Source organism: Pseudidiomarina planktonica, assembly GCF_900177775.1.
Taxonomy (GTDB): Bacteria; Pseudomonadota; Gammaproteobacteria; order Enterobacterales; family Alteromonadaceae; genus Pseudidiomarina; species Pseudidiomarina planktonica.
The window spans coordinates 634,885-659,222 of record NZ_FXWH01000001.1 but is presented as its reverse complement, the minus strand read 5'-3'; the positions used below and the strand labels follow the sequence as shown (position 1 = coordinate 659,222).

At 42.2% G+C, this 24,338-nt stretch carries 21 protein-coding genes; 3 read left to right on the top strand and 18 right to left on the bottom strand.

Going from position 1 to position 24,338, the window contains the following annotated elements; translation table 11 throughout:
- Positions 1-136: 136 nt before the first annotated feature.
- Positions 137-430, top strand: a complete 294-nt coding sequence (locus tag CCE91_RS03085; protein WP_086433789.1) for a hypothetical protein — start codon at positions 137-139, stop codon at positions 428-430.
- On the opposite strand, the gene cysQ is transcribed toward CCE91_RS03085, so the two are convergent.
- The gene (gene cysQ, locus CCE91_RS03080; RefSeq protein ID WP_086434810.1) at positions 431-1,237 is read right to left on the bottom strand and encodes a 3'(2'),5'-bisphosphate nucleotidase CysQ; all 807 of its coding nucleotides are present in this window, start codon (positions 1,235-1,237) and stop codon (positions 431-433) included. It abuts the gene before it with no gap.
- 289 nt (positions 1,238-1,526) lie between these two features.
- Between cysQ and CCE91_RS03075 the strand changes: the two genes are divergently transcribed.
- Complete coding sequence (locus tag CCE91_RS03075) at positions 1,527-1,787, top strand: hypothetical protein (RefSeq protein WP_126797174.1); 261 nt, start codon at positions 1,527-1,529, stop codon at positions 1,785-1,787.
- A gap of 83 nt (positions 1,788-1,870) precedes the next feature.
- Here the strand turns inward: CCE91_RS03075 and CCE91_RS03070 are convergent, their stop codons facing one another.
- From CCE91_RS03070 to CCE91_RS03020, 11 genes are all read right to left on the bottom strand, one after another.
- Positions 1,871-3,586: a DUF6044 family protein gene (locus CCE91_RS03070; protein WP_086433787.1), complete on the bottom strand. Its 1,716-nt coding sequence runs from the start codon at positions 3,584-3,586 to the stop codon at positions 1,871-1,873.
- Between the two features lie 3 nt (positions 3,587-3,589).
- Positions 3,590-3,967, bottom strand: coding sequence for a GtrA family protein (locus tag CCE91_RS03065; RefSeq protein WP_157984139.1), 378 nt, complete (start codon positions 3,965-3,967; stop codon positions 3,590-3,592).
- Positions 3,968-3,969: 2 nt separating this feature from the next.
- Positions 3,970-4,905 carry an aldo/keto reductase gene (locus CCE91_RS03060; protein WP_086433785.1) on the bottom strand — a complete coding sequence of 312 codons (936 nt, stop codon included), beginning with the start codon at positions 4,903-4,905 and terminating at the stop codon, positions 3,970-3,972.
- Positions 4,892-5,641 (bottom strand): glycosyltransferase, encoded by a 750-nt coding sequence (locus CCE91_RS03055; protein WP_086433784.1) that lies wholly within the window; start codon positions 5,639-5,641, stop codon positions 4,892-4,894. The genes CCE91_RS03060 and CCE91_RS03055 overlap by 14 nt, the downstream gene beginning before the upstream one ends.
- 3 nt (positions 5,642-5,644) lie before the next feature.
- The gene (locus CCE91_RS03050) at positions 5,645-6,790 is read right to left on the bottom strand and encodes an FAD-dependent oxidoreductase (protein WP_086433783.1); all 1,146 of its coding nucleotides are present in this window, start codon (positions 6,788-6,790) and stop codon (positions 5,645-5,647) included.
- Positions 6,777-7,793, bottom strand: coding sequence for a glycosyltransferase (locus tag CCE91_RS03045; protein ID WP_086433782.1), 1,017 nt, complete (start codon positions 7,791-7,793; stop codon positions 6,777-6,779). Before CCE91_RS03045 ends, CCE91_RS03050 begins: the two co-directional genes overlap by 14 nt.
- 210 nt (positions 7,794-8,003) lie before the next feature.
- Complete coding sequence (gene cysN, locus CCE91_RS03040) at positions 8,004-9,902, bottom strand: sulfate adenylyltransferase subunit CysN (protein ID WP_086433781.1); 1,899 nt, start codon at positions 9,900-9,902, stop codon at positions 8,004-8,006.
- A 2-nt stretch (positions 9,903-9,904) separates the two neighbouring features.
- Positions 9,905-10,810, bottom strand: coding sequence for a sulfate adenylyltransferase subunit CysD (cysD, locus tag CCE91_RS03035; RefSeq protein WP_086433780.1), 906 nt, complete (start codon positions 10,808-10,810; stop codon positions 9,905-9,907).
- A 159-nt stretch (positions 10,811-10,969) separates the two neighbouring features.
- Entirely contained in the window at positions 10,970-13,717 is a 2,748-nt protein-coding gene (locus CCE91_RS03030) for an SLBB domain-containing protein (RefSeq protein WP_086433779.1), read from the bottom strand.
- A gap of 134 nt (positions 13,718-13,851) precedes the next feature.
- Positions 13,852-14,859, bottom strand: coding sequence for a UDP-glucose 4-epimerase GalE (gene galE, locus CCE91_RS03025; protein WP_086433778.1), 1,008 nt, complete (start codon positions 14,857-14,859; stop codon positions 13,852-13,854).
- Positions 14,860-14,911: 52 nt separating this feature from the next.
- On the bottom strand, positions 14,912-16,078 hold the full coding sequence (locus tag CCE91_RS03020; protein WP_086433777.1) for a nucleotide sugar dehydrogenase: 1,167 nt from the start codon (positions 16,076-16,078) through the stop codon (positions 14,912-14,914).
- A gap of 256 nt (positions 16,079-16,334) precedes the next feature.
- Between CCE91_RS03020 and CCE91_RS03015 the strand changes: the two genes are divergently transcribed.
- Complete coding sequence (locus CCE91_RS03015; protein ID WP_086433776.1) at positions 16,335-17,246, top strand: sugar transferase; 912 nt, start codon at positions 16,335-16,337, stop codon at positions 17,244-17,246.
- Between the two features lie 70 nt (positions 17,247-17,316).
- On the opposite strand, the gene CCE91_RS03010 is transcribed toward CCE91_RS03015, so the two are convergent.
- Genes CCE91_RS03010 through CCE91_RS02985 form a run of 6 tightly spaced genes read right to left on the bottom strand, consistent with a single transcriptional unit; the run spans position 17,317 to position 24,318 of the window.
- A complete protein-coding gene (locus tag CCE91_RS03010) occupies positions 17,317-17,823 on the bottom strand; it encodes an acyltransferase (RefSeq protein WP_086433775.1) in 507 nt (168 codons plus the stop codon).
- Positions 17,824-17,836: 13 nt separating this feature from the next.
- Entirely contained in the window at positions 17,837-19,150 is a 1,314-nt protein-coding gene (locus tag CCE91_RS03005) for a hypothetical protein (RefSeq protein WP_086433774.1), read from the bottom strand.
- Between the two features lie 2 nt (positions 19,151-19,152).
- Positions 19,153-20,400, bottom strand: a complete 1,248-nt coding sequence (locus CCE91_RS03000) for a lipopolysaccharide biosynthesis protein (protein WP_268802169.1) — start codon at positions 20,398-20,400, stop codon at positions 19,153-19,155.
- A gap of 44 nt (positions 20,401-20,444) precedes the next feature.
- Positions 20,445-21,590, bottom strand: a complete 1,146-nt coding sequence (locus tag CCE91_RS02995; protein WP_086433772.1) for a polysaccharide pyruvyl transferase family protein — start codon at positions 21,588-21,590, stop codon at positions 20,445-20,447.
- The gene (locus CCE91_RS02990) at positions 21,590-22,660 is read right to left on the bottom strand and encodes an N-acetylneuraminate synthase family protein (RefSeq protein WP_086433771.1); all 1,071 of its coding nucleotides are present in this window, start codon (positions 22,658-22,660) and stop codon (positions 21,590-21,592) included. Before CCE91_RS02990 ends, CCE91_RS02995 begins: the two co-directional genes overlap by 1 nt.
- Before the next feature lie 17 nt (positions 22,661-22,677).
- Positions 22,678-24,318: a cytidylyltransferase domain-containing protein gene (locus tag CCE91_RS02985; RefSeq protein WP_086433770.1), complete on the bottom strand. Its 1,641-nt coding sequence runs from the start codon at positions 24,316-24,318 to the stop codon at positions 22,678-22,680.
- Positions 24,319-24,338: the final 20 nt, after the last annotated feature.

Here is a 24,338-nt window from a genome sequence, read left to right as displayed (position 1 = left end):
GCAAATGCTTTCCCTTTAACGGATACCCCCGCATTATAAATGCCTGACGTTGTCGGCACATATATTGCTACACATTACAACGTGCAACTCGCTACTTGGGTTGTACTTCAAGCATAACAAATTGGAGGATACATCAATGATGTTACAACCACTTTTCACACCAGGGCAGTCGAATAATCAGTCTGCACCGGCTAAACAATTGGACCGACCGGTGAAGTCTGAGCCGCTACCAGTTCCGGTTGACCAGTTTGGGAAAGGAGCTCTTGGCGCAAGTGCACCGCCGCAGAAAGCTCAATCAGCTGCGACACGTCCGCCAGAGCCAGCAACTGTGGTTAAGCTAAACCCTAACCCAATTAATGAAACGCTGCCGGTAGAGCGAACCTATGAAGCCTTAGGCAGTGCCGCCGGAGCCGCTAAGTCACGTTGGTAATTAGCTGCTAGCGGCTACCAAAAAGTGTGGATTTAGTAGCGACTCTTTTTGGTTATACCGCAGCGGCCGGTTATTGCCGGCACCGGCAATTTCTGTCACCTGCGCGCCAGCAGCTAATGCTACGGCGTGGGCTGCGGCGGTGTCCCACTCACAAGTTGGACCTAAGCGCGGGTATAAATCAGCTTCGCCACAAGCTACCAGACAGATTTTTAACGAGCTACCCATAGCTACCAGCTCGTATGGTTTGCCTAGTTGTTCCAGATAACCTGTTAACTCAGCGCTTTGGTGTGAGCGGGAACCTACTACGGTTAAAGTTTCGCGGTTAGCCGATGACTTGGCATGAATCTGCTGATCATTGCAATATGCGACACTATTCGTCGCACCCTTTGTTGCCCCAGTGATGCCACCAACCATCCCCCAATACATCTCATCCAGAACTGGCGCATACACTACCCCAAATACCGGTTCACCCTGGTGAATCAAAGCAATATTCACCGTAAATTCGCCGTTGCGCTTAATAAATTCCTTGGTGCCGTCTAACGGATCTACCAGCCAATAGGTTTGCCAGGTTTGACGCTCGGACCAGGGTATATTGTCAGACTCTTCGCTTAATACGGGGTATTGCACACTGAGCTGCTGAAGCCCGGCTGTAATCACTTTATGTGCAGCTAAATCAGCGCGAGTTAAAGGGCTGTTATCGCCTTTGCTTTCCACCTGGAAGTCACCTTCGCGGTATACCTTCATAATGGCATCGCCCGCTTGTTTCGCAATGGCAATAACCTGGTCTCGTTGCTGTTGATTTAACATGTATTTCTCTTGTTGACCGCTATAGCCAGATTGTACCTGCATGTAGCCTGACGTTCCACGTCAGGTGGGATCTATCCGTTTAAAATAATGCATGTGCTGCAACCATGGGTATTCCACAAATACATTATTTGATAATTTAGACATCTCACCTGACGTGGAGCGTCAGGCTACGTCATTGCCGTCGTCATTGTCATCATCGGTAACAACATATGTCTTGACGAAATGTTTACTTTTGCATAAATAATATGCACCAACCAAGGTATATCCCTTCCCAAGAAGACGAAAATATTTGTCCAAGGCTGGCTTTGTGTATGTGTTGGAACTGGAAGACGCAAACTTTAGCGCTGATGGTTCGGGCGACCGATTTACCTGGGTTTCACCACGCCTGAACATTCTGGAAAAACGGACCTTACCGAATGAATTAAGTAATCCGGAGTATGCAGATTCAGCCACTGCAACCAGCTTTGGTTTTGCTGGCAGCAAAGCAGCAAATGAGCTGCAACGCGTGAGCTTCCTGCCACGCCGCCCGGCTAACGCCCCTGTTCAATAGAAATATGCTTAATAAAAAATGCCAGACTAAATCTCTAGTCTGGCATTTTCTCAAATCCTGCGCCGCACAATATTAAAAAATCGCTATATTTTATAAACAAAAAATTTATAAAAAGACAAATCAGGATTTTTATACTCGCCGATAAATACCAGGTCATCATCACTTGTTGAAGTTTTAATTCGATAAAGCGAAATGATATAGGCAATGCCCATACGACGGGCCGAATCCATACTGATATCCAAATCAACGACGCCCTCTTTAATGTTTCTATTCGGTGAAAATTCAACATCATCCGAAAACAAATACGCTCGACCGCCCCAATTATCAAAATACTCTCTATACTTTTCTGACCGATTAAGAGCTGGCTCAATTAACTCACGAAACTCCTTTTTATAAGCATAGCTGTAAGCATTATGATATCCATCCGCCGTATTAAAGCCATTATAACTAAGAACACTAGGATGAAAACCGAACGCAACCACCCACTCACCTGAATAACCTATATCCGATTTAATATCGTCAAGTAGCTTACTACTATAAAAACTCCTGTAGCTTGGTTCAGACTCACAAGTTACAAAATACTCACATTTCAAAGAGTTTGCTAAATCGTTACTATAAGAGGGATAAAGAACAACCACCAGAAGCTGGGTAACCGATATAAATATCGCTAATGCGCGATTCATATATCGAGAAACTAGTAGTAAGGAAGCAGCAAATATCAAATACCAAAGCAATGGATTAAGCCATATGAAACGATAAAACTTAAAGCCAGATAACGGAGGCAATAGCGTTGAAATAACAGACTTAACTTCAGAGGACCCGTATAACCCATAAGTTACGGAGTAAAATAAAATCAGTCCCAAGCAAATAAAAATCAACTGAAGTTCTTTTCCGTATCGTTTTATATCTAAATATGCAATTTCTTTTCGGGATAGGAACAATGCCAGAAGCAAACATGGCGCAATAAGGAAAAAATGAATTGATTGAGCATGATACTGACCCAGTACTAGTGTTTTCGCGACTCCCCTGATAAAACTATAATCAGAAGATGCCATAGCAACCCTAATCGTATCTTGTCCAGACAGAAAAATAGTATAGAACAATCTGTAGTCAGTCACGATGTAACCAACACAAAGAGCACCAATGAACAGTAAAGAAAGAATCCATCGTTTATCGCGTTGCACTGCCAGATAAACAGTGAACGCCATTATCGTTCCGCAAATAAAGATTCCATACCTTGGGAACTCTGAGAGTATCGGATAAATCAAAACAATGGCTAGCAAACTAATCCGCTTCTCCTCAAGAATCCGGATATAGAGATAGGCCACTAGAGGAAGTGATGCCTGTGCAATAAATAAGTTTTCGTATCCAGGAAGAAGAGCATAAGCAAAAGAAACTATAGGTCCATAGTATTTGAAGTTAGTATCCGAAGAAAGAAGGCGTTGAGCTAAAAAGTAAAAAGAAAAGGTACCGATCACAACCTTAATTAAAAAGTTAACATGATGTGCAACTAAAGGATCAAACAGAAAATAAAGGAAATTAGCTAGTTGTAGCTCGGAGGGTAAATAGGCTCTCTCAATTCCTCCAAGAAAAGGCACGATGGCGTCATTTTTCGAAAAAAACAAACCATGTTCTCTTAATACTGCTAGCCATGCATGCACTGAATCCAGATTGTCGTGAACCTCGATAATCAATGAGTCCCATGCGGCGAGTTTATAAGAAAATATAAAAAGAGCCACACAAGAAACTATCAGCCATCCAATATACGGAGTATGACGCTCACTTTCTGTTCTGTCCATTCGTCACCTATTAAATACGAAATATTTATTTAAAAAGAAAAACGCAACTGTGTAAACAGCCATTGCAAATAACTGAGCCAACTCAGGAATCAGCCCAGCTACATTCAAACTCAAAAATAGCGTAATTTGATTAAGTCCAAAAGCCAAAATAAATGCAATAGTAAAGTTAAGGACCATACGCGGTTTATAGGTTTTATTAAAAACAAAACACCTAGAAAGCGTGAAGGCAACGGATAAAGCCACGCAATAGCCGATTGCGTTTGCAAGATATGGTTGTACATGTAAATAGCGCAGTAAAAGATAAAAAACGCCGTAACCTACCGCTGTATTTATTACACCGACAACTAAAAATCTAAAAAATTCGAAATCAGATATCTTCACAATTAACAGACCATGTTTTTTTCAATCAGCTGGTTGAGAGATCTGTAATCATGTGATCTATTAAAATTCTGGAGCGCTTCCCAAAATTGTAGTAATGAGCTCAATTGGTCTTTACTCTTCGGACCTATAATAATTCCGGATAAGTTTGGGTTACAATATGCTAGATACATCGAGATATCATAAAAACTTTCTGGCTTTGGACGTAACGATGTATCCATTTTTACAGCTTTGAAGGCATCATAGACCCAATCAGGGTGCTCGATCCCCCTTAGTGCCGCAGTTGCACTCGTTCCCTGCTCACGCAATCCCCCTAAATTTATTCCGTAAGCGATATAATCCGCATCTTTAAAATATTTAGAGTAAAATTTACGGGCATCGCAAGTGATTACATTTTCTTTAACCTGTACTATTGGTTTTATAGCATGCTCATTAAAATAATCGCCATAAAGATCCGCACTCTTAATTCCTGATATTCCGATTCGAAGACCGTGTTTATCAGCGATGTCGTTAACAGTTTCCAAGGTTTCCGCTATTTCGATAGAACTGTCCCGAGAGATTCGGTTATCCCAATGAATCGCTATCGAAGACAGAGAACCTTCGAGTTTATCACTTAGAAAGTTAAACTGCTGTTGGATTCCTCTTGGTGAAAGATCACTATCAGGCGTCCCTAAATTATTAACAGAGCCAATCTTAACAAGTACCTCTATTTTGCTAGAAGAATTCAGTGCTTTCCATTCTGAAAGCCAGTTCAATCCCAATCCGTAGTCTTCGGGAATCGCATTAATAGGGTAATTCACTGCATGATCAATTAATGTTTCACCGGACTCAATATAATAATCCAACATCCTAAAAACATCATGTTTAGTTACGCCCCTACCCCACATAGCGCTGCCTAAAAATATCTGTTTCTCATCCGGTGATAATTTATTTATAAGCATTGTTTTTCTCGTATTCTTTTAAGTTGCACTTTAGCCTTTTCATTGCCTTTAAGTATTCTGCCGTTAACTTTAAGATTTTGACTTTTGAATTAGGATCGTCAGTCCACTCTACCGGAATGTCACCAACCTTATAACCAAGTGCCTCAGCGGCTATAAGAATTTCTGTCGCAAAAAACCAACCGTCACTTACTGCGCCAGCCGCCATTAGTTCATTTATCAAGTCCGATCGAAGAAATTTAAACCCACACATCCCGTCACTAAAACCAACGTCAAACCAAGTCTGTAAAATTACGTTGAGGGTCTTACTGGTAAAGGTTCTTATCGGCGGCCTACCGATTGCTTTTGACGCTTTCAACAAACGAGATCCAGTAACAACATCATACTGCCCCCCTTGTATCAGTTCCAATGCGGGTTCTAAATGCTTCAAATCAGTTGCGAGGTCTAAATCCATATAGCCTACAATATCAGACTTTGAATTTAGCCAGGACGCCTTCAAAGCCCTACCTACTCCCCGCTCCTCCAGTCGTATATATCGTACACGTCTTAACGTTTCACTTAAGCGCTGCGCTATCATGGGAGTTTTATCAGTTGACCCATTATCAACAATAACCAAGCTGACCTGACTATTAAGGCTTAAATTCGCGTTGAGGAACATATCAATTTTTTCTATCTGACTTTTGAGAGTATCTTCTTCGTCAAGAACTGGAATTGTAATTTCAATATTTGTAGTAGCCATTAATTAATCTCTCAACTCACTGTCTAGTTTCTCAATAATATCAAAGATGTTATCGATTTTTCCGCCAAGAATCGAGTAAACGCCTGGCAATTTAGCGTCTTTTTCAAATAAAATTGGCCGACCATCGTCTACCTCATTCTTAACTAGTACAGTCTTTAGTTCTAATAACGAATCAACATACTTAGCATCACAAAAACTAGGTATATATCGCATGATATCCCGCCTCATCCTGTCAAATCGAGATTGTGGGCGAAATCGTTCGAGCCTTTGGTAAGGATTGATATCAGCGTCGTCTTCCCAAGACGTATGGGGCGTATATCGTACGTGTGACATGCTGTGTAATTGTCTCGCGGGAAAAGGCATTGTAGAAAAAAAAGGTCCGTCCATAACTGTTATTCCAATATCGGAGAAGCCATCAGGAGGAACAATTAAGGCCATTTCAGTTAACTCGTGCTTAACTCTTGTCTTAACTCCTTCAAACTCGCCCTTTATTTGATTCAAGCCGCTATAAGTACAATTAAATATTTTACTTGTCCAAATTGCATGGCCATTACCTGTATTTTTCTGTCCAGCCGATTCAACAATACATTTATAAATATTAAATCCATCGTTTATTATCTGAGTACAAGAAGTGTCCAACATTACATTTACATTTAAATCTTTTAACTCTTTTTCAGCAAATTGACGTAATTGACTAGAATCAAATGCGAACTCTTCAACTTCAAAAACTTCTTCAATTAACTTAGAGTTAAATTGCTTTCGGTCTGAACTGTCAGCAATTTTAATAGGAGCTCCTATCTCATTACAAAACCGTTCAAATTGTTTAGGAGTAACCTTTGAGTTACGCGTTGCTATTGCATACAATTTTTTGAAGTCAGTTTTTACAGAAAATCCCCATTTATTCAAAAATTTAGGTAAATTAGTACGGCTTCTATAAGCGGTAGTATAACTCCGTGGATAATGATAACCATTGTGTACTCTTGCCTGATTGTTATAAGAAGCCCTTTGCATTAGCGCCTTTTCTTTTTCAATTATCGCAACCTTTTTTAGTCCTATAACTTCGACCAAATAAGCAGCAATACTTGCTCCGTAAAACCCTCCACCAATAACAACAGCGTCAAAAAAATGTGTACTTTTAATTTTTGACATTATTCGAATTCTCGATAGATTCTATAACTTTTGGCTCATCGATATTTAACTTTTCACGACGAGTTATTACGGTACTCGTATATTCTTCAGCTATATTATAGGCGGGTCCCTCATTCGACAAACTAGCCATTTGAAGGATATATTCACCTAAAACTAAAAGTACTAATGAAATAAGAAAAAACATTCCGGACTGTTGCAAAGATAAGCTTACCCACCCTGGTTCAACATTCGTCTTAGTGAGAGAAACGAAAAGTACGTATATCGAATAAATAACATTAGATACAGCACCAAATAGTGTTAGCGCCGTGACTAGTCGCATCGGTACACGGGTGGTTGAAACTAAAATTCGAATTCCTTTGTCAAAGCTGTCACTAAGTCTCTTCTTTTTCCTATTCTTTGGAACATATTTATATTGATATGTAGATCGCTTAAACCCACCTGTTATAGGAAGATGTCGATACGTTATTGCGGGCTGAGGGTGTTGGAGAACAAAATTTATAACCTTTTTGCTTAAAACACGGAATTGCGATATTTCTTTCGTTAGATTTATTCCATTAAATGAACGGAATAAAACGCTAAAAAACTTCTCACCAAACTTATAGCAAACGCTTTGCTTTGATTTCACTATATTTTTTCCGAAAACTACATCAGCACCTGACGTTGCTCTTTTTAGTAACTCCGGTAATTGATTTATATCATCTTCATCTGGGTTAATAACAGCAGCAAAATCTCCGAGAGAATTTTCTATTCCTACCCACGCTGCAGTATCTTGATCGACACTTTTCGTCAAAGCGTATACTTGTAGGTTAGGCAAGCCATCGCCTTTTGTGAGCAACGATAATTTGAAAACTGAGTCATCTGTGGAAGAGTTGTCAACTACAATAACTTCAAAATCTTCAACTAAATCAGAAAGATACAAGACTGCGTTTCTTAGGATTGTCTCTAGCTCATCAGCTTGGTCTTTCACCACATAAACAACTGAGAGAAAAATAGGATAGGTCACGGCAAAAACTCCTTAATAATACTTCCCGAATAGATAGCTGCTCAGCGATACTGAGTTTATACTGATTCGAAAAAATTTTCCTGACGATACCAGAATCATACAATAGCAGCTTTACCTTCTATAGATAATTCTTGATATATAAAGTAATCAATAGCGTTTCCACAATGAAAAGCTATTGAACTAATTCCCGAAATGTAATTGGACGCTAAACTAGGCAATAATCCTTCGGCGGAAAAGATAATCAATAATTTGCTGGGCAGCTTCGGTGACGTTTACTTTGTCAGTATGTACGTGGACATCAGGCTTAGCCGGCGCTTCGTAAGGCGAGCTAATACCGGTAAAATTGGGAATGTCCCCCGCCCGCGCTTTTGCGTACAAGCCTTTAGGATCACGCTGCTCACATACCTCAATCGGGGTATCTATAAATACTTCAATAAACTGGTCGGCACCAACTAAGGTTTTAGCTCTTGCCCGCTCTTCAGCAAAGGGCGAAATCAACGCTGCACTTACAATTAAACCGGCATCAACAAACAAGCGCCCCATTTCGCTTACCCGGCGAATATTTTCAACTCGATCTGAATCGCTAAAACCTAAGTCTTTATTCAAGCCATGGCGTAAATTGTCGCCGTCCAGTACATAGGTACGGCAACCGCGCTCAAACAATAAACGGTCTACGGCATTCGCAATAGTTGATTTACCTGAGCCACTTAGCCCGGTGTACCAAAGCATGCAGGGCTTATGCTCATAGCGCAGCGCACGTTCTTGCGAACCCACGGCAGCGGCATGCCAAACAACTTCTTGTGAAGTCTCACCGGCGCGCTGAGCGCCCGTATCAGGCAAAGCTTCTTCAACCATGCCCGCAGCTACCGTAGTGTTGGAAACCTTATCAATTAAAATAAAGCTACCGCTGTGCTTATTGTCGGCGTACTTATCGAAAGGCACCGGCTCTACCAGCTGCAAATCGACCAGACCAATTTCATTTAAGCCAAGCGTACTCACGCTTTGCTCGGTCATGGTATTTACGTCTATGCGGTGATGCAGCCCCGCCACCATGCCGCGGGTCGCTTTGGTAATAAAGTGTACGCGGTATTCGTTGCGTGGCTGTAGCGGCTGCTCATGCATCCATACCAGCTTGGCCCTTACGCGAGACGCTACCCTGGGTAAGTCGTCTTTATGCGCCAACATGTCACCACGGTTTACCGCCACTTCGTCATTTAAGGTAATAGTTACGGCCTGTGGGGCAACGGCTTGATCTAACTCACCATCAAAAGTGGTAATAGAACGCACACTACTAATAGTACCTGCAGGTAGCACACGAATAGTGTCACCAACCTTCACTGCGCCACTAACTATGCTGCCTTCAAAACCGCGGAAGTCAGAATCAGGCCGGCTAACCCGCTGCACCGGAAAACGGAACTCGTTGGACTCATGCGCCTGGGGCACTGTGGTTTCAATATAGTGCAACAAAGTTGAGCCACGGAACCAGGGCATTTGCTTACTTGGGTGCACCACGTTGTCACCCAACAAAGCCGAAATAGGTACAAAGCGAATATCAGGAATATCCAGACTACCGGCTAGTTTCAGATAATCCTGCTGAATGCCTTTATACACATCCTGCTTATAGCCCACGGTGTCCATTTTGTTCACCGCTACTATGACCTGCTTAATACCCAGCAGCGAACAAATAAAGCTATGCCGGCGCGTTTGGGTTTGCACACCCTTACTGGCATCAATCAGAATAATGGCAAAGTCGCTATTCGAGGCGCCGGTGGCCATATTGCGGGTGTACTGCTCGTGGCCCGGGGTGTCGGCAATAATAAACTTACGCTTAGGCGTGGAAAAATACCTATAAGCTACGTCAATGGTAATGCCCTGTTCGCGTTCCGACTGCAGGCCGTCTACCAACAAGGCTAAATCTAACTCGCCACCCTGAGTGCCCATTTTTTTGCTGTCGGCGGTTAAGCTGCTGAGCTGATCTTCGTAGATTCCCTGACTGTCATACAGCAGGCGACCAATCAGAGTGCTTTTACCGTCGTCCACGCTACCGCAAGTTAATAAGCGCAATAAGCCTAATTTATTCGGGTTGGTACTCATTGCTTCGTCACTCATTACTAAAAGTACCCCTCAATTTTCTTCTTTTCCATTGAGGCTGCGGCGTCATGATCGATCACCCGACCCTGGCGCTCGGAAAAGCGGCTTAGCTGCATTTCAGCAATAATTTCCGGCAAGGTAGTGGCGTTTGATTCCATAGCACCTGTTAGCGGATAACAACCTAAGGTACGAAAACGCACCATGCGCTGCTGGGGCTGCTCCCCTTCGGCTAAACGTATACGATTGTCGTCTACCATAATCAGGCTGCCGTCACGCTCCACCACAGGGCGCTCTTTAGCAAAGTATAGCGACGGAATTTCAATACCCTCGGCCTGAATGTATTCCCAAATATCCAGCTCGGTCCAATTCGACAGCGGAAACACCCGCATACTTTCGCGTTTATTCACGGCACCGTTATATATACGCCATAGTTCAGGGCGTTGCTGTTTTGGGTCCCAGCGGTGATGCGGATCACGAAATGAAAACACACGCTCTTTGGCACGGGATTTTTCTTCGTCTCGACGGGCGCCGCCAATAGCGGCATCAAAACCATGCTGACTAAGCGCCTGCTTCAGCGCATCGGTTTTCATAATGTCGGTGTAACGCGGGTGGTCAAAAGGGTTCACACCCTGCTGCACCGCTTCTTGATTGGTATGCACTAAGAGCTCAAAGTTATGCTGCTTTGCCATACGGTCGCGAAAGGCAATCATTTCCTGAAACTTCCAGGTGGTGTCTATGTGCAGTAGTGGGAACGGAATTCGCCCAGGGTAGAATGCCTTGCGGGCTAAATGCAGAAGTACAGAAGAATCTTTCCCAACCGAGTACATCATCACCGGCTGCTCGAACTGCGCAGCCACCTCACGAAAAATGTGAATGGCTTCGCTTTCGAGCTGCTGCAGGTGCGTTAAACGATTCTCGGTCGTCATAAAATTCCAGTTGTAGCCTGACGTTTCACGTCAGGTCCAATCTAACCGTTTAAAATAATGTATTTGCTGCAACCATCGGCATGCCACAAATACATTATTTGATAATCCAGGCATCTCACCTGACGTGGAACGTCAGGCTACGTCAACGTCAACCAGCAGTTACAGTGAGCTTACTGCTGCTAGGGCTACACCAACCTGATACATGATCTGTGTTGCTGTGCTCCAAACCTCAATATTGTTCACGTATTGCGTGTCTAATGGCACCACTATGGTATCGCCTGGTTCAACTGAAGTGCGTTTAAAGTTAAACCAACCACTACGGTCTGGTACAGAGATAGAGCCATCAGCTTTTACTATATACACGCGTGAGTCATCCGCTTTCTGGCGCAACCCCCCGGCACGTTCAATGTAATCATCCAGTGACAAAGTGCCATCGTAACGATAAGAACTAGCCAGTTGCACTTCGCCAATAATGCTAACCGTGTTTTGAGAGGTAGGCACAAATAAGCGGTCGCCGTCTTTCAACTGCAAGTCAGCATCACGCGAGCCATTAGCCATAATGGCATCTAAATCGACCACCAAACGCCCAATAGCTTCAATGTTAGTTAAGTCACGTAATAACTGGTTAAGCTCGCCGTACGCAAAGTTACCACCGGTGTCAGTAATAACGTTAGATGCAATTTCACGGCGTAATTGCTGTGCCAGACCTTCTAATTGACGTTGTTCCGTTTCACGTAGGTCGGCTCTAGTAAATACAGCGCCGCGCTCAAAGGCATAGTCTGTTAAACCCCCGGCACGTTCCAGCAACGTTTTCAGGGTTTCACCACGGCGAATAGTGTATGTACCGGGGAAACGCACTTCGCCTTCCAAACGCACCTGCAGAGTATTCTGCCAATCAGGAATCGACAAAATGTTTACCCGATCCCGACCATTTAAGAGCATTTGAGTTTCGCCGCTAAGCACTTTACCCAATTCAAAGGGCACATAATCAGTAACAGCTTCACCGTCGGATAAAAGGGTTCGGGTAATTTCAGCACGTGCCAGATAGGCCGACTCTTTTAAACCGCCAGCCGCCGCTATAGCATCTCGCGCTGTGGCATTTACTGCCAGTGGATATACGCCCGGATAGCGCACTTCACCATCAACGAAAAATAAATTTAGACTACCTGTTGCTGTGTATTGGTTACGCAACTGATATAAAATAGGCTGCAACAAATTATAACGCGAGAACTTTGAATAGTAGCTAGGTGATTTCACTGTCTCTTTGTCACCTTCTTTTTCACTCGGTTCCGTTTCAAAAAGGCTAGCGAGTTCTTTATCAAGCTCACGCAAGCGGTCAGGTTGATCGCTGTCATTGAAATTGTCGGCACGATTACCAACGAGCTTTTGCAGATATTGCTCACGGTATAACTCTAATACTTCTTCGCGCTGAATTCGTGCACGTTCGGATTCAGTTCTTAAAAAGCTTTCTAGCTGGTTCTTTTCTGCCATGGCCGACTCATAACGGCTAAAAATAACCACCTGATCGCGTGATTGCAGGGCAAGGTTCTGCTCAGCCTTACCCGAAATCGCCTGCGCAACGTCAAACTGCAGAACTTGCGTACGACGGCGGTCTTCCGACGGCCGAACTACCAGCCCGTAGCCCAAGTCGGCAACCGGCAATAATGCGGAATCAATACCTGGAAGTAGATCACTGACGCGCATATCATTGGTAACTTCATAGGTGCCAGGGCGAGTAACTGCACCTACCAACATAACTCCCTCAGATACACGCTGAGCAACAGCACCAATATCTAAATCATCGCCGCCGCGCATTTTTACAGAATCAGCTTTAGTATTTAAATTCACAGTTTCAATAATACGTGAACCGTTAGCCACACGCTGAAGTTGTGCTGACGCTCTATAGGCATTCGGCAATAGTCCGCCTGCAAGCTCTACAACATCAGCCAACGTCTCATTGCCTTTGAGTTCGTACTGCGCCGGACGCATCACTTCGCCACGCACGGTTATCATCTCACCTCGGGGTGGGATAAAAACTACATCTCCGTCGCGCAGTAAAGCATCATCACTAGCATCACCCTTGGTCAGTAAATCGTACAGATCAAAAGTTTTTACTGTTTCACCGCCGCGTTTTAACTGAATGCTACGTAGCGAAGCAATATCAGATACACCACCGGACACAAACAGCGCCTGACTAATAGTCGTTAGCGAACTAACGGTATAAGCGCCCGGTTTGTAGGCTTCGCCAACAACAAATACTTGCATAGAACGCAGTTCACCAATAGAAACCGCCGCTTCAATACCAATCATGCGTTCACTTACGGTGGCACGAATCAACTCTTTCACTTCATCGTAACGTAACCCAGCCACGCTCATTGGCCCCAACTGACCAACCGTAATTCGACCTTCGCGATCCACAATTGCGTCATAACTTGAGCTTTCTTTCCCATACAACTGAATACGTAGAGTATCTCCCACACCAATCAAGTAATTAGAAGGAACTGGTGCATTACTAATAGGTGCGAAAGTGCTAGGTTCGCCCTGAAACAGGCTATAACCGAATGGAGCAATTTCTTCATCATCTTTTGCCAGACGCTTTTCAAGCTCGCCTGGGCTAAGCTCATTTAGCGCGCGACGGTCAGTTTCAGTATCAGTGTTGTTAGCACGCTCGGAAACCGTATCAGAAGCTCGGATTTCACCTTGTTGGTTACCGCTACTACGTTCTAAATCGCTTAAGCTAATACCGTACTGACGCGCCAAAGCTTCTTGCTGAGCGCGTGGTAACTTCTTGAATTGCTCAAGCTGCGCCTGAGTTGGCTTACTCTGGGCATAGGCCTCTTGAGGCAGCGAAATGACTGCAGCAGCAATCAAGAATAGAGCTAGGGCAAGTGATACTAAGCGGCTCAAAACCGACTCCTTTCGAAAACGAAAAATAGAACGTATAAATTAGAATTTATAACAAAAACGCAGGCTATTGTAGCCTGCGTTTTCAGCGAATGGAACTCTAAACCTTGAGTAGGAAAATATATTAAAGCGACTCACTAATTATAGCCATTCGGATTCTTCTGCTGCCACTGCCACGTATCACGCATCATATCCTCAAGAGTCCTTGTCGCTCTCCACTGCAGCTGATTTTCAGCTTTTTCTGTACAGGCCCAACATGCCGGAAGATCACCATCTCGTCTAGTGCCAATTTCGTAGGGTATTTTAATTCCATTAACGCGCTGAAATGTTTCAATCACTTCTTTTACCGAATTTGACTTACCCGTACCCAAATTAAATATGTGAATGCCGGCAGCCGCCATTTGATTTAAAGCGCATAAATGTCCTTTAGCCAGATCAACCACATGAATATAATCTCGCTCACAAGTCCCATCGCGAGTATCATAATTGTCCCCATGAATGACTAGTTTGTCTAGACGCCCTATCGCAACTTGAGACACAAAAGGCATTAAGTTGTTGGGAATATCCTTTGGATCCTCACCTATCATGCCTGAAGAGTGCGCCCCGACAGGATTAAAATATCGAAGAATTGTTATCGACATGTCGGTTTCTGCGGAGTGAAAGTCGGTTAATATTTGCTCAACTATTGCTTTAGACCGACCATAAGGGTTTGACGCTCGCCCTCTTGGCATCGACTCTAAATAAGGAACAGGAGCATCTTCACCATAAACGGTTGCCGACGAACTGAAAATAAACTGCTTAACTTCAGCCTGCTGCATAGCTCGTAGCAAAACCATCGTTCCGTGAACATTATTATCATAATACTCTAGTGGCTTTGCGACACTTTCGCTAACTGATTTTAACCCTGCAAAATGGATAACTGCCGAGATATTGTATTTCTGAAAAACAGAATCCAAAAAAACCTCGTCACGAATATCACCTTCTAAAAATGGCACTTTGGTACCGGTGATGGTCTCAATACGGCGAATACTCTCAACTGCACTATTTGATAAATTATCAATCACCACAATTTCGTGATTTGCCTGAATCAACTCAACTGCTGTATGAGAGCCAATATATCCAGCACCACCTGTTAATAAAATCACATCTAATCCTTACAATCGCGTTAAGACAGCTAAGCAAACCGTCCAGAATAAACTAGTCAGAATTAAAAACATCTCGGGTATATACCTTTGCTTTTACATCTTGTAGCTCTTCGGCAAGACGATTTGAGACAATCACGCAGCTCTTTTCTTTAAATTCCTGAAGATCTCGAATAACCGGAAAATTATTAAAGCTATTATCTTCTAATGCAGGTTCATACACTACAATAGAAATCCCCTTGGCTTCGAGACGGCTCATAATGCCCTGCACAGCAGACGCTCGGAAGTTATCAGAACCTGACTTCATTACTAAGCGATAAATCCCGACGGTTTTCGGTTTCCGAGCCATTATAGCACTAGCAACGAAGCTCTTCCGAGTTGAATTCGACTCTACGACAGCTCTAATCAAGGCTTGCGGCACGTCTTCATAGTTCGCGAGTAGTTGCTTCGTATCTTTGGGTAAACAGTAACCGCCATAGCCAAAGGACGGATTATTGTAATGTGAGCCAATACGAGGATCTAGGCCGACCCCTTCAATAATCTGGCGGGTATCTAAACTATGACTTTCTGCGTAAGTATCTAACTCGTTAAAGTAAGCCACGCGCATTGCTAAATAAGTATTGGCAAAAAGTTTAATAGCTTCAGCTTCTGTACTATCTGTGTAAAGAACAGGAACGTCTTTCTTTAAGGCTCCCTGCAGCAACAAACCAGCAAACTGTTGAGCACGCTCCGACCGCTCGCCAACAATAATTCTGGAGGGGTGAAGGTTATCGTATAGCGCCAGACCTTCACGCAAAAACTCTGGCGAAAACATAATATTCTCAGTATTAAAGCGTTTACGCGCTTCTAAAGTGAAACCTACAGGCACCGTTGACTTTATAACCATTACTGCACTCGGGTTAACAGCTAAAACGTCCTGTATAACCGCTTCAACCGAACTTGTATTGAAGTAATTTGTCTCCGGATCATAGTCTGTCGGAGTTGCTATAACTACAAACTTTGCATCTTTATAGCCTTCCTGCTTGTTCATCGTTGCGCTCAGTGACAGTTCGCCACTAGACAAAAAACCTGATAGTTCCCTATCTTCAATCGGGGACTCGCCGCTGTTTACTAAAGCAACTCTTTCTTCAATAATATCTACAGCCACTACATCATTGTGTTGTGCAAGCAAGACTGCGTTGGAAAGGCCTACGTAGCCAGTTCCCGCCACTGCAATTTTCATTACAACTTTCCTTAATATTTATTTTAGCTATAGCTTTAAAATCTGAATTAAAACCTCGTCATGCCGCATGCTATCTGGAGACGGCAAGCTACAATGCACATTGGTTATTATTCTATCTGCGAAGGGGCAACAATGGAACTCAAATCAGCGTACAATTTTGGTGTCATACACCACACGTTCTGCTAACATTAGGCGTCAATAATTCCAAACAAGCTCATATTTAAGCAACCTAGCTGTGCGTTTATAGGCAAATTAAATGTTAAGTTTCCGTAAAACGGCTCAAGTTCACGTGTATTGCCCTGAAGAATATCAGAAGTTAATATCAAAAATTCTTCGCCACCACAAAATCAACTTCGTTCTCAATGAATTTAACCTTCAGCGTGGGCTACCAAAGGTAGTATGCCATTATAGAAGCGCCGAAATGACCGCGGAGCAACGGGAATTTTTGGTTACTGCGACGGAGATGGGTGCTTGGGTTGAACCTTTAATTAGCTTTCTTGATAGAAAAGTAAAATACACAGAAACTGAGTTGCTGAATGCTGATTATTTCCTGCAACAAAAGGCTTTCTCAATTTTATCCAACAGCGGTAACAAGCTCTGGAAAAGAGTTTTTGACTTCATAGCGTCACTCATCGGTATCGTTTGCCTTTCTCCAATTCTATTACTTACTGCAATTGCCATTAAGTTAGAATCTCGAGGGCCGGCACTTTATAAGCAACGTCGAGTGGGGTTATATAATACCGAGTTCAGCGTGATCAAATTTCGTTCAATGCGCACAGACGCAGAGAAGGATGGTGCAAAGTGGGCTCAGAAAAATGACTCGCGCGTCACGCGTGTAGGAAAATTCATTCGTAAAACACGGTTAGACGAACTCCCGCAACTGATTAATGTACTTAGAGGAGACATGTCGATAATCGGGCCTCGTCCTGAGCGGGAAATTTTTATAATAAAACTGGAAAAATCGATCCCGTATTATAGGTTTCGGCACGCCGTTCGCCCAGGAATTACCGGATTGGCTCAGGTTAAATATCCTTACGGAGCCTCAACTGAAGACGCGATATGGAAACATAAATATGATATTTACTATATTAAACATCAAAGTTTCTTAATGGATATAAAAATTATACTTCTAACAGTAAAAACAATCCTATTTGCAAAAGGGATTTAGCAACTGACTTGATCATCCGAGCGCTTTTGACATTTTAACGTTGAAAAAATTTACATACAGTCACTAACGTTTAGTGAAAGCTCCCTTCCTCTTTCAGTCTAAAGTAGTGCTCGCTACTGCGGTTAGAAAAAACCCTCGCAGGGTGACCACCAACTATAGATAGTGCAGGAACATCACTTACAACCACACTACCAGCTTGAACTATGGCCCCCTCACCTAAAGTAACCCCTCCTAAGATGATAACGCGACTTCCAATCCATACATTTTCTTCAATGATTATATCTTTGACTATATAGGTCTCATCGTAAGGTAATTTTTCCCCCTTATAATTATGGATATCGGTTATAAATAGGCAATCCTCGCCCGAATGAAAGTTGCTTCCTATCCTTACTAACCCTTTGCCGTTAACTTTTAAACCGTTGAAATGGCAGTTCACTCCCAATTCGGTGCGAGACGAGAACTGACAAGGCCCGTTTATTCTGATATTTACACCTCTATCGCGAACGACTCTTAGCGCATTCCACTTCAAAAACGAACGATATAAGCGCTTCACGAACATCTTGAACCTAGTAAACATAAAAACTCCTAGATCAACTCAGAAACAGCTTAAGGCGAGAATCTATCGGAACAAGTTTGGCTTCGCCGCTATTTAAAAGAAAGGACATATACTCCAATCCTGGAAGCTCGAGCACAAGTAACTTACATTTATAGTCGTATGCTTCAAACATTGCAGTTGAAAAAACTCCCAACGCATACTCAGCTGATTTCATCATCTTGTGCAGACTTTCTTTATTGTCAGAAATTACTTTAACATTTTTATATTTCGATAAATTCACGAGAGAAAGATAGGATTTCCATCTATTGTACTCGCTAGGATGTAGCTTAAAAATAATTTCGTAGTTCTCTAAATATTGTATGTTTTTTTCCAAATATGCTGCAATTCGCTCTCCATTCACTCCTTGAGATAAGCAGAGTATTGTTCCAGTTTTTTTCGGAACGTGCTCAAGCTTCCTTTTTTCCATCGCGAAATACTGCAACTCTCTAGTAAAAATACAGTTCGGTGGAATTGGAAAGTTTGCGGCTTGTTTCCACATATCTTGCCAAACAATAAGCTCATCCGGAAAGAAAGGGTGTTCAAAGTTGGAGTCTGTAGGAAATTCATACCCGAGATGGTATTTATTTATTACGCCATGCTGTACTTCCGTCACCTTTATACCCAGTGACTTTGCAGCATGTATCAATACCGGATGTCCATATGAAACGGCTAAGACTATTTCCTGTATGGATTTTTTCTTAAGAAATTTTTTAACTAAATAGTTTTCAACTTTAAACTTCGAAGCTAGTTTTTGCATCCTACCCAAAAGATCGATACTAACCGAGAATTGGTCTTCTATATCATCCTCTATAGCTTTGATAGTACGCTGCACTTCCTTGCTAACAGGCGCTTTAAAAACAGAAGAATAGGCATTGGATAAGACAGAGAAAAAGTCGTAAGCAACTGCATTACGACCGAGCGACACTTGATGCCTATGCCCGTCATGTTTTTCCAATACGGTAGTGTCGCTACGAACGTTAATGAAGTCGTTCGTATAAATATCTATGACCACATTGTTTGACAGTACCTTTCTAGAGTGTGGGACTATCAACAATGTAGATTTCTTTGCCAAGAAAGGATTATGACGGAGTGAGTTATATATATAGCTATAGCTATTCTTTAATTTATCAATTCGGCTTAAGGCCGCCTGATGCGGACGATCTAACATGCCAATCTTCTGAGCAATTTCATAATAAATATGAAGCCTAAGTGCTAGCCACACCCTAACCTCAGAAATTTCTAAGTGAAGCGCATTATGGCGTTCCTCAACTTCTCTAAATACTTTCACTACATCATTTACGCTTCTCATTCTTATTTTCCCCTTATCCACGGCATTTTTATTAAGGAGTTAACCGCAATGAAAGATATGATAAATAGTAAAAGATAGGAGATTAAAAACGATAGCGATGCTCCCATAATTCCTTTTTCCTGTATTAGGAAAAAATTAATTAGTAAACTTACAATAGCAACCGAAAAAGTGATTACAGCAATCATTTTTGTTCTAGAGTAATAAACAAAGAATGGGAATATTGAGTTATACATAGCGTAGAAGCTGTAACCTACCGCCAAGTATATTACAAAATCATAGGCTGCATGATACTGAGGTGGAACGACAATAGGAATCAAAAAGTATGAAGCTAAAGTAACAATAAGGCTAATAACAAATACTGCTACCCAGTAGATATATAGCTTCTGTACAATTTCATTTTTTGTAACAACACTATCTTTCGAAATCGCTTTATATAACCATGGAGCCCATGTCCTATTTAAAGCTATTGTTACGAGTGATAAAACCATCGCAAACTGGTAACTTACAGCGAAAACAGCTACGGCCGATGTTCCTTCGATTCTCTCTAGGAACAATCTATTACTCATACTTAAGGATGCGCCGGCTAATGCATGGGGGATTAAGGGAAGTGACACTAACAATATTTCCCTTAAGTAATTTCGGTTTAACTCGTAATTTATGTAACCAGAACGTTTTAAGATATAGACTGAGAATAAAGCAAAGGAACCGATGGCTATAAGCATTGCGCTCAAGCGACCCGAGAGTCCTGCGGTAATAACTACGACCAAATAAAGAGTTAAAATAAGCTCTATTGCTGACCGACCAACTTCAATACCAGCAAAATTAAGCGGCTTTCCATCATTTCTGTATACAGTAAGCAGTAATTCTATGAGCACTGAACAGAATGCGATAAAAGGCAGAAGCGCAAACCAACCAGCAGGAACTGAAAAGACCTCTTCGATAGACAAATAAATAACTAACGATACTACGGACCAAAGAATTAATGACAGTGTTAGAGTGAAAATTACATTTCCAATTAATAGCGCTATCTCATCTTTCGTCTTATCATAAAAGCTCTTTGTTATATTGTTCTGAATATTCATACCCACAACTGAAACTGACAGAACCAACAAAAGTTGATATATAGCTAATGCACCGAATTCATTTTCACTCAAAAACCGCGTGAGTATCGGCAAAAGAATAAGTGGCATCAACTTATTCATCACCGACGATACGAAATAGATGAGAAAATGCCGTGATCGCTCAAGCATCACAAAACTTAGACTTTTAGATAGAAAAAAGAGCATTTCTACTACTACGGCAAACGGGAAAGAAAGCGAGTCATTGTTCCAAAGTGCGTATCTATTGAACTGCGCACGATTTCACTACGAGACCATTCACTCTCGCTCTCGTAGGTTAGTAAATTTTCAACCTCAAAAGGAATCACGTCTGATACATTGTAAGCGTCTTTAATACGTAGCTTTGCTAGCACTTTTGACAATAAAGAACCATGCTTGGAAATGTATGCGTCAAGAACCATCCCTCCTAATACATCCCTTAATGCTATACCTCGGCCGTCCTCTGCTATTAACAGGCTCGGTTTACCAACGCTGGACATAAATATATGAGCATGAACACGATAGCCTATGTGGATATCACATTCTGAATAGTGTTCTATCATATTTTCAGCACTACCAGATACATCGCTATACGATATATGTTGTGACTCAAGCCATGATAAAAATCGCGAGTGTCCAGCAATATGCCGCGATGAAAATCGCGCCTGAGGATATTTCTCCGGCGTAAGAGTGTGATGGAAAATCACAGAAAAGTTCGCGCTAGAGAAGTAATCCTTAAGGCCCAGAACGACATCCATCATCTGTTTTTCTAATTTTTTGCTGTCCAAAAATGAGACACCTAAAGAAAAGCTCACGTTCTTTACAGTATCAGGTTTCGATATTGGCTTGTTAATCGAGTCTTGCACATAGAGTGCTGGGCAACCAGTCATCAGAAAATTATTGTACCCACAAGAATTTAATGCATTTAACGTATGATAGTCGCGCACCGAAGACTTTATACCCGAATTCTCAATTTTTTGAAGTAGAGAATGGGTTTTACCTGATAAAGGATATTTGCGGGTGGCATGCCAATCACCAATACCTGATTTCCACCCGATACCTAAGGTACACATTGGTACTTTTATGTCATCTAAATCTGGTGTTAACTTATAAACATTTGGCCACATGTTGTACTGTAGCGCTGGCCCGCCAGTTAAAATCAAAGCTTTACTATTATTAACTAAATCAAGCTTATCTGCGGAGAGTTCCTCCCAGCCATTCAAGTCGATCACTTTGCGATCAGGTCTTATAGCGTTGATCAGCTCAAACGCCCTTTTTTTTATGAGAAAGTCCCCGGCATTATTTTTACTACCGGTTAAAGTAACATAGTAGCCTTTGTCCATTAGCCAGAAGTCCTCTCTATCATGCTCCACTGGAGTACAGTATCATCTTCCAGATCTTGCGCTACAGCCATTCCAATAACCTCATCCCAAAACAACGGACTAATGCCATGGGCTGGGCGTTTAGCAATAATATCATTCTCATTGATTATTTCGCCTTTGGTCATATCTCGTGCAAGAACAATACTTCTTCTAGCATGCTTGCGAGCCGCTTCCTCTTTCGCCAAATCTTTGGATTCACCAGCAACTAACGTTCGGTACTTAGTTGCCTTTCTCACAAACTCAGCTAAGTCTATTGTGTCCATTGCGTGGTAATGGTCGTTTCCTGGCAGCGATTTATCATGCGTAAAGTGTTTTTCCAAAACACATGCTCCAAGAAGTATTGATGCTTCGAGAGCGCTTATCGTTTCATCAGGCACAACATGGTCTGAGTAACCAATTAGACATTCAGGAAATGTTCTTGCTAATACAGGAATCATTCCCAGTTGGGCGTTGTCTTCAGGAGTCGGATAGTTTAGAACACAGTGTAATAGCACTATATCTTTGGCACCTGCCGCTTTTGCGGTTTGGACTGCATTCTCAATTTCAGGCAGGCTTGAGCCACCCGTTGACATGATAAGGGGTTTTTTCTTCGACGCGCACTTACGAATCAGAGGAATATTAGTTATGTCAGCTGACGCAATTTTAAATAACGGCATAAGCGGATCTAAAAAATCAACAGCATCAAGATCGAACGGTGTCGATAAAAAATCGATACCAAGCTCTTGGCAATATTCAGCAAGCTCCTGATAATCTTCAGGTTCAAACGAATCATACTTTAAAAATAGCTTATATTGACTGTCTGTCTTTTCTTTCGTCTGGTCCCAATATGCAGGACTATCTTTTGACGCGATTTTTCCGGCCTTATAAGACTGGAATTTTGCGGCATGTGCGCCACCTTCTTTCGCTTCTCTAATTAAGCGCTTAGCTAGCTTTTTATCGCCTTCATGATTAACACCGATTTCAGCGATGATATAAGGGTTTAGTGGGTCACCTATGGTATGAGTACTTAGTTTAATACTGCGATAGCTCATTCAAATCTCTCCAATAATTACTTAATTAGGTTCGTTAGCATCTTGATTACGCGTTCTTTCCCTTTTGTAAGGTCCATTGCCGCCTGCCGTTCTACCAAAATATTGCGTTTCTCTGTATCTCTTAACAAACTCTCAACAGCCTCGACTAACACATCATCCGTAAGCTCTGTTCTAATTCCTAAGTTTATTATTCCATTGCTCTCAGAAGCAAAGCTATGGGTTAACTCTCTTTGATTTTGGCATATCACGATTGTCGGAATATTTAATGAAGCAAGCTCCAGAACAGTTCTTCCTCCGGACGTTATTGCCATATCAGCCTTAATCATGAAGTCTGAAATACGCGAGGTGGAGTCTGTATAACTAACATTATTCAATTCATTGTGCTTGATATAGTCGTCTAGCTGTTTTTTATATTGATAACCTGGACCAACTACAACATCCACTTTCAAGCATTTAAATTCGTTCAATCTCTTACTTAATGCAGATAAACATTGTAGTGTAACGTTACCTTCGTCTACACCACCGAACGTTATCAGCAAGCTCTCAACCTCTTTTTTCTGCAGCCTATTGGGAACATACAGAAATTCATCACGTAAGCAAAAATACTCTGGCCCAGAAAAATAATTGTTAGGCTGATCGCTGACCGGATATAGAGCATTTATAACCATGTCGGCATAGTAGGAACCTGGCCCTAAATCTTCAAAATTAACTACTGGAATATCGCGGTCCCTGAAAGGGATAACTTCACTTTCTTTTGTGTCGAGTATGTCATTAATAACCAAGTCAGGATTACAATCAACTGCCGTTTCTGTCAGCCTATTGTCTTTACATGTGTGTACAGCGTAGTTAAAACGTCTTATATAGTTGGCCGCTAATACACTGCTCTCTTCACATACGAATTCAATTTCGTACCTCACTAATTCATGTGCAAGCATTACGCAACGATACGCATGACCAAGCCCTATCTCGGGATAACCGCGAACGCAGAATACAATCTTCCTTCTAGTCAGGATGCTCTCGCACAAAAATAAATCGGAAAGTGAGTCAATATCAAAGCTGCGTTCCAGCGGAACTTCTAACAACGAAACTCGCGCACCAATCCTCGATCCTTTTTCCAATTGTTTTCTAGTACAAGCTATTACAGCTCCTGTTTCTCGGAAATTGGCTGGCAACTCTTGCCTATTAACCCTCGCTGTATATGTAGGTACAGGACTATCATTCCGTAATGTCCAACACAAGTGGCGATCATCAACGACCGATAGAACAGTGTCTACCCCAGTATCGTCAAAAATAGTTCTTGCTTGTTCAATGTCTTCATTTGTTACTAAAGGCGATGTAGGTTGAACCGTGATGACATGAGAAAAAGTCGTTTTCAGCTTTTTCTCGGCTTTTTCTACCGCGTCAACAATAACAGGATCCAACGTAACCTTATCACCACTTAAATCCTCTGATCTTTTAATAACCGTGGCGCCGAACCTTTCAGAAAGAAGAGCTATCTCATCGTCATCAGTCGTTACCACTACGGAGTCAACATTTCTACTATGAAGGCCTGCCTGAATTGCGTAGTAAATCATCGGCTTTCCAGCTACAGGTCGTATACTCTTCCGTGGAATCCCTTTAGACCCACCGCGAGCAGGAATAACTAAAATCGTAGACATATAAGCTCCGTTCCCAAACC

Bases quoted from the DNA above. Each gene is read 5' to 3' on its own strand.
- cysD (WP_086433780.1), bottom strand. From the start codon at position 10,810: ATGACGACCGAGAATCGTTTAACGCACCTGCAGCAGCTCGAAAGCGAA.
- CCE91_RS03055 (WP_086433784.1), bottom strand. From the start codon at position 5,641: ATGGCTACTACAAATATTGAAATTACAATTCCAGTTCTTGACGAAGAA.
- CCE91_RS03085 (WP_086433789.1), top strand. From the start codon at position 137: ATGATGTTACAACCACTTTTCACACCAGGGCAGTCGAATAATCAGTCT.
- cysQ (WP_086434810.1), bottom strand. From the start codon at position 1,237: ATGTTAAATCAACAGCAACGAGACCAGGTTATTGCCATTGCGAAACAA.
- CCE91_RS03060 (WP_086433785.1), bottom strand. From the start codon at position 4,905: ATGCTTATAAATAAATTATCACCGGATGAGAAACAGATATTTTTAGGC.
- CCE91_RS03015 (WP_086433776.1), top strand. From the start codon at position 16,335: ATGTTAAGTTTCCGTAAAACGGCTCAAGTTCACGTGTATTGCCCTGAA.
- CCE91_RS02985 (WP_086433770.1), bottom strand. From the start codon at position 24,318: ATGTCTACGATTTTAGTTATTCCTGCTCGCGGTGGGTCTAAAGGGATT.
- CCE91_RS03010 (WP_086433775.1), bottom strand. From the start codon at position 17,823: ATGTTTACTAGGTTCAAGATGTTCGTGAAGCGCTTATATCGTTCGTTT.
- CCE91_RS02990 (WP_086433771.1), bottom strand. From the start codon at position 22,660: ATGAGCTATCGCAGTATTAAACTAAGTACTCATACCATAGGTGACCCA.
- CCE91_RS03070 (WP_086433787.1), bottom strand. From the start codon at position 3,586: ATGGACAGAACAGAAAGTGAGCGTCATACTCCGTATATTGGATGGCTG.
- cysN (WP_086433781.1), bottom strand. From the start codon at position 9,902: ATGAGTGACGAAGCAATGAGTACCAACCCGAATAAATTAGGCTTATTG.
- CCE91_RS03020 (WP_086433777.1), bottom strand. From the start codon at position 16,078: ATGAAAATTGCAGTGGCGGGAACTGGCTACGTAGGCCTTTCCAACGCA.
- CCE91_RS03005 (WP_086433774.1), bottom strand. From the start codon at position 19,150: ATGAGAAGCGTAAATGATGTAGTGAAAGTATTTAGAGAAGTTGAGGAA.
- CCE91_RS02995 (WP_086433772.1), bottom strand. From the start codon at position 21,590: ATGGACAAAGGCTACTATGTTACTTTAACCGGTAGTAAAAATAATGCC.
- CCE91_RS03050 (WP_086433783.1), bottom strand. From the start codon at position 6,790: ATGTCAAAAATTAAAAGTACACATTTTTTTGACGCTGTTGTTATTGGT.
- CCE91_RS03000 (WP_268802169.1), bottom strand. From the start codon at position 20,400: ATGCTTGAGCGATCACGGCATTTTCTCATCTATTTCGTATCGTCGGTG.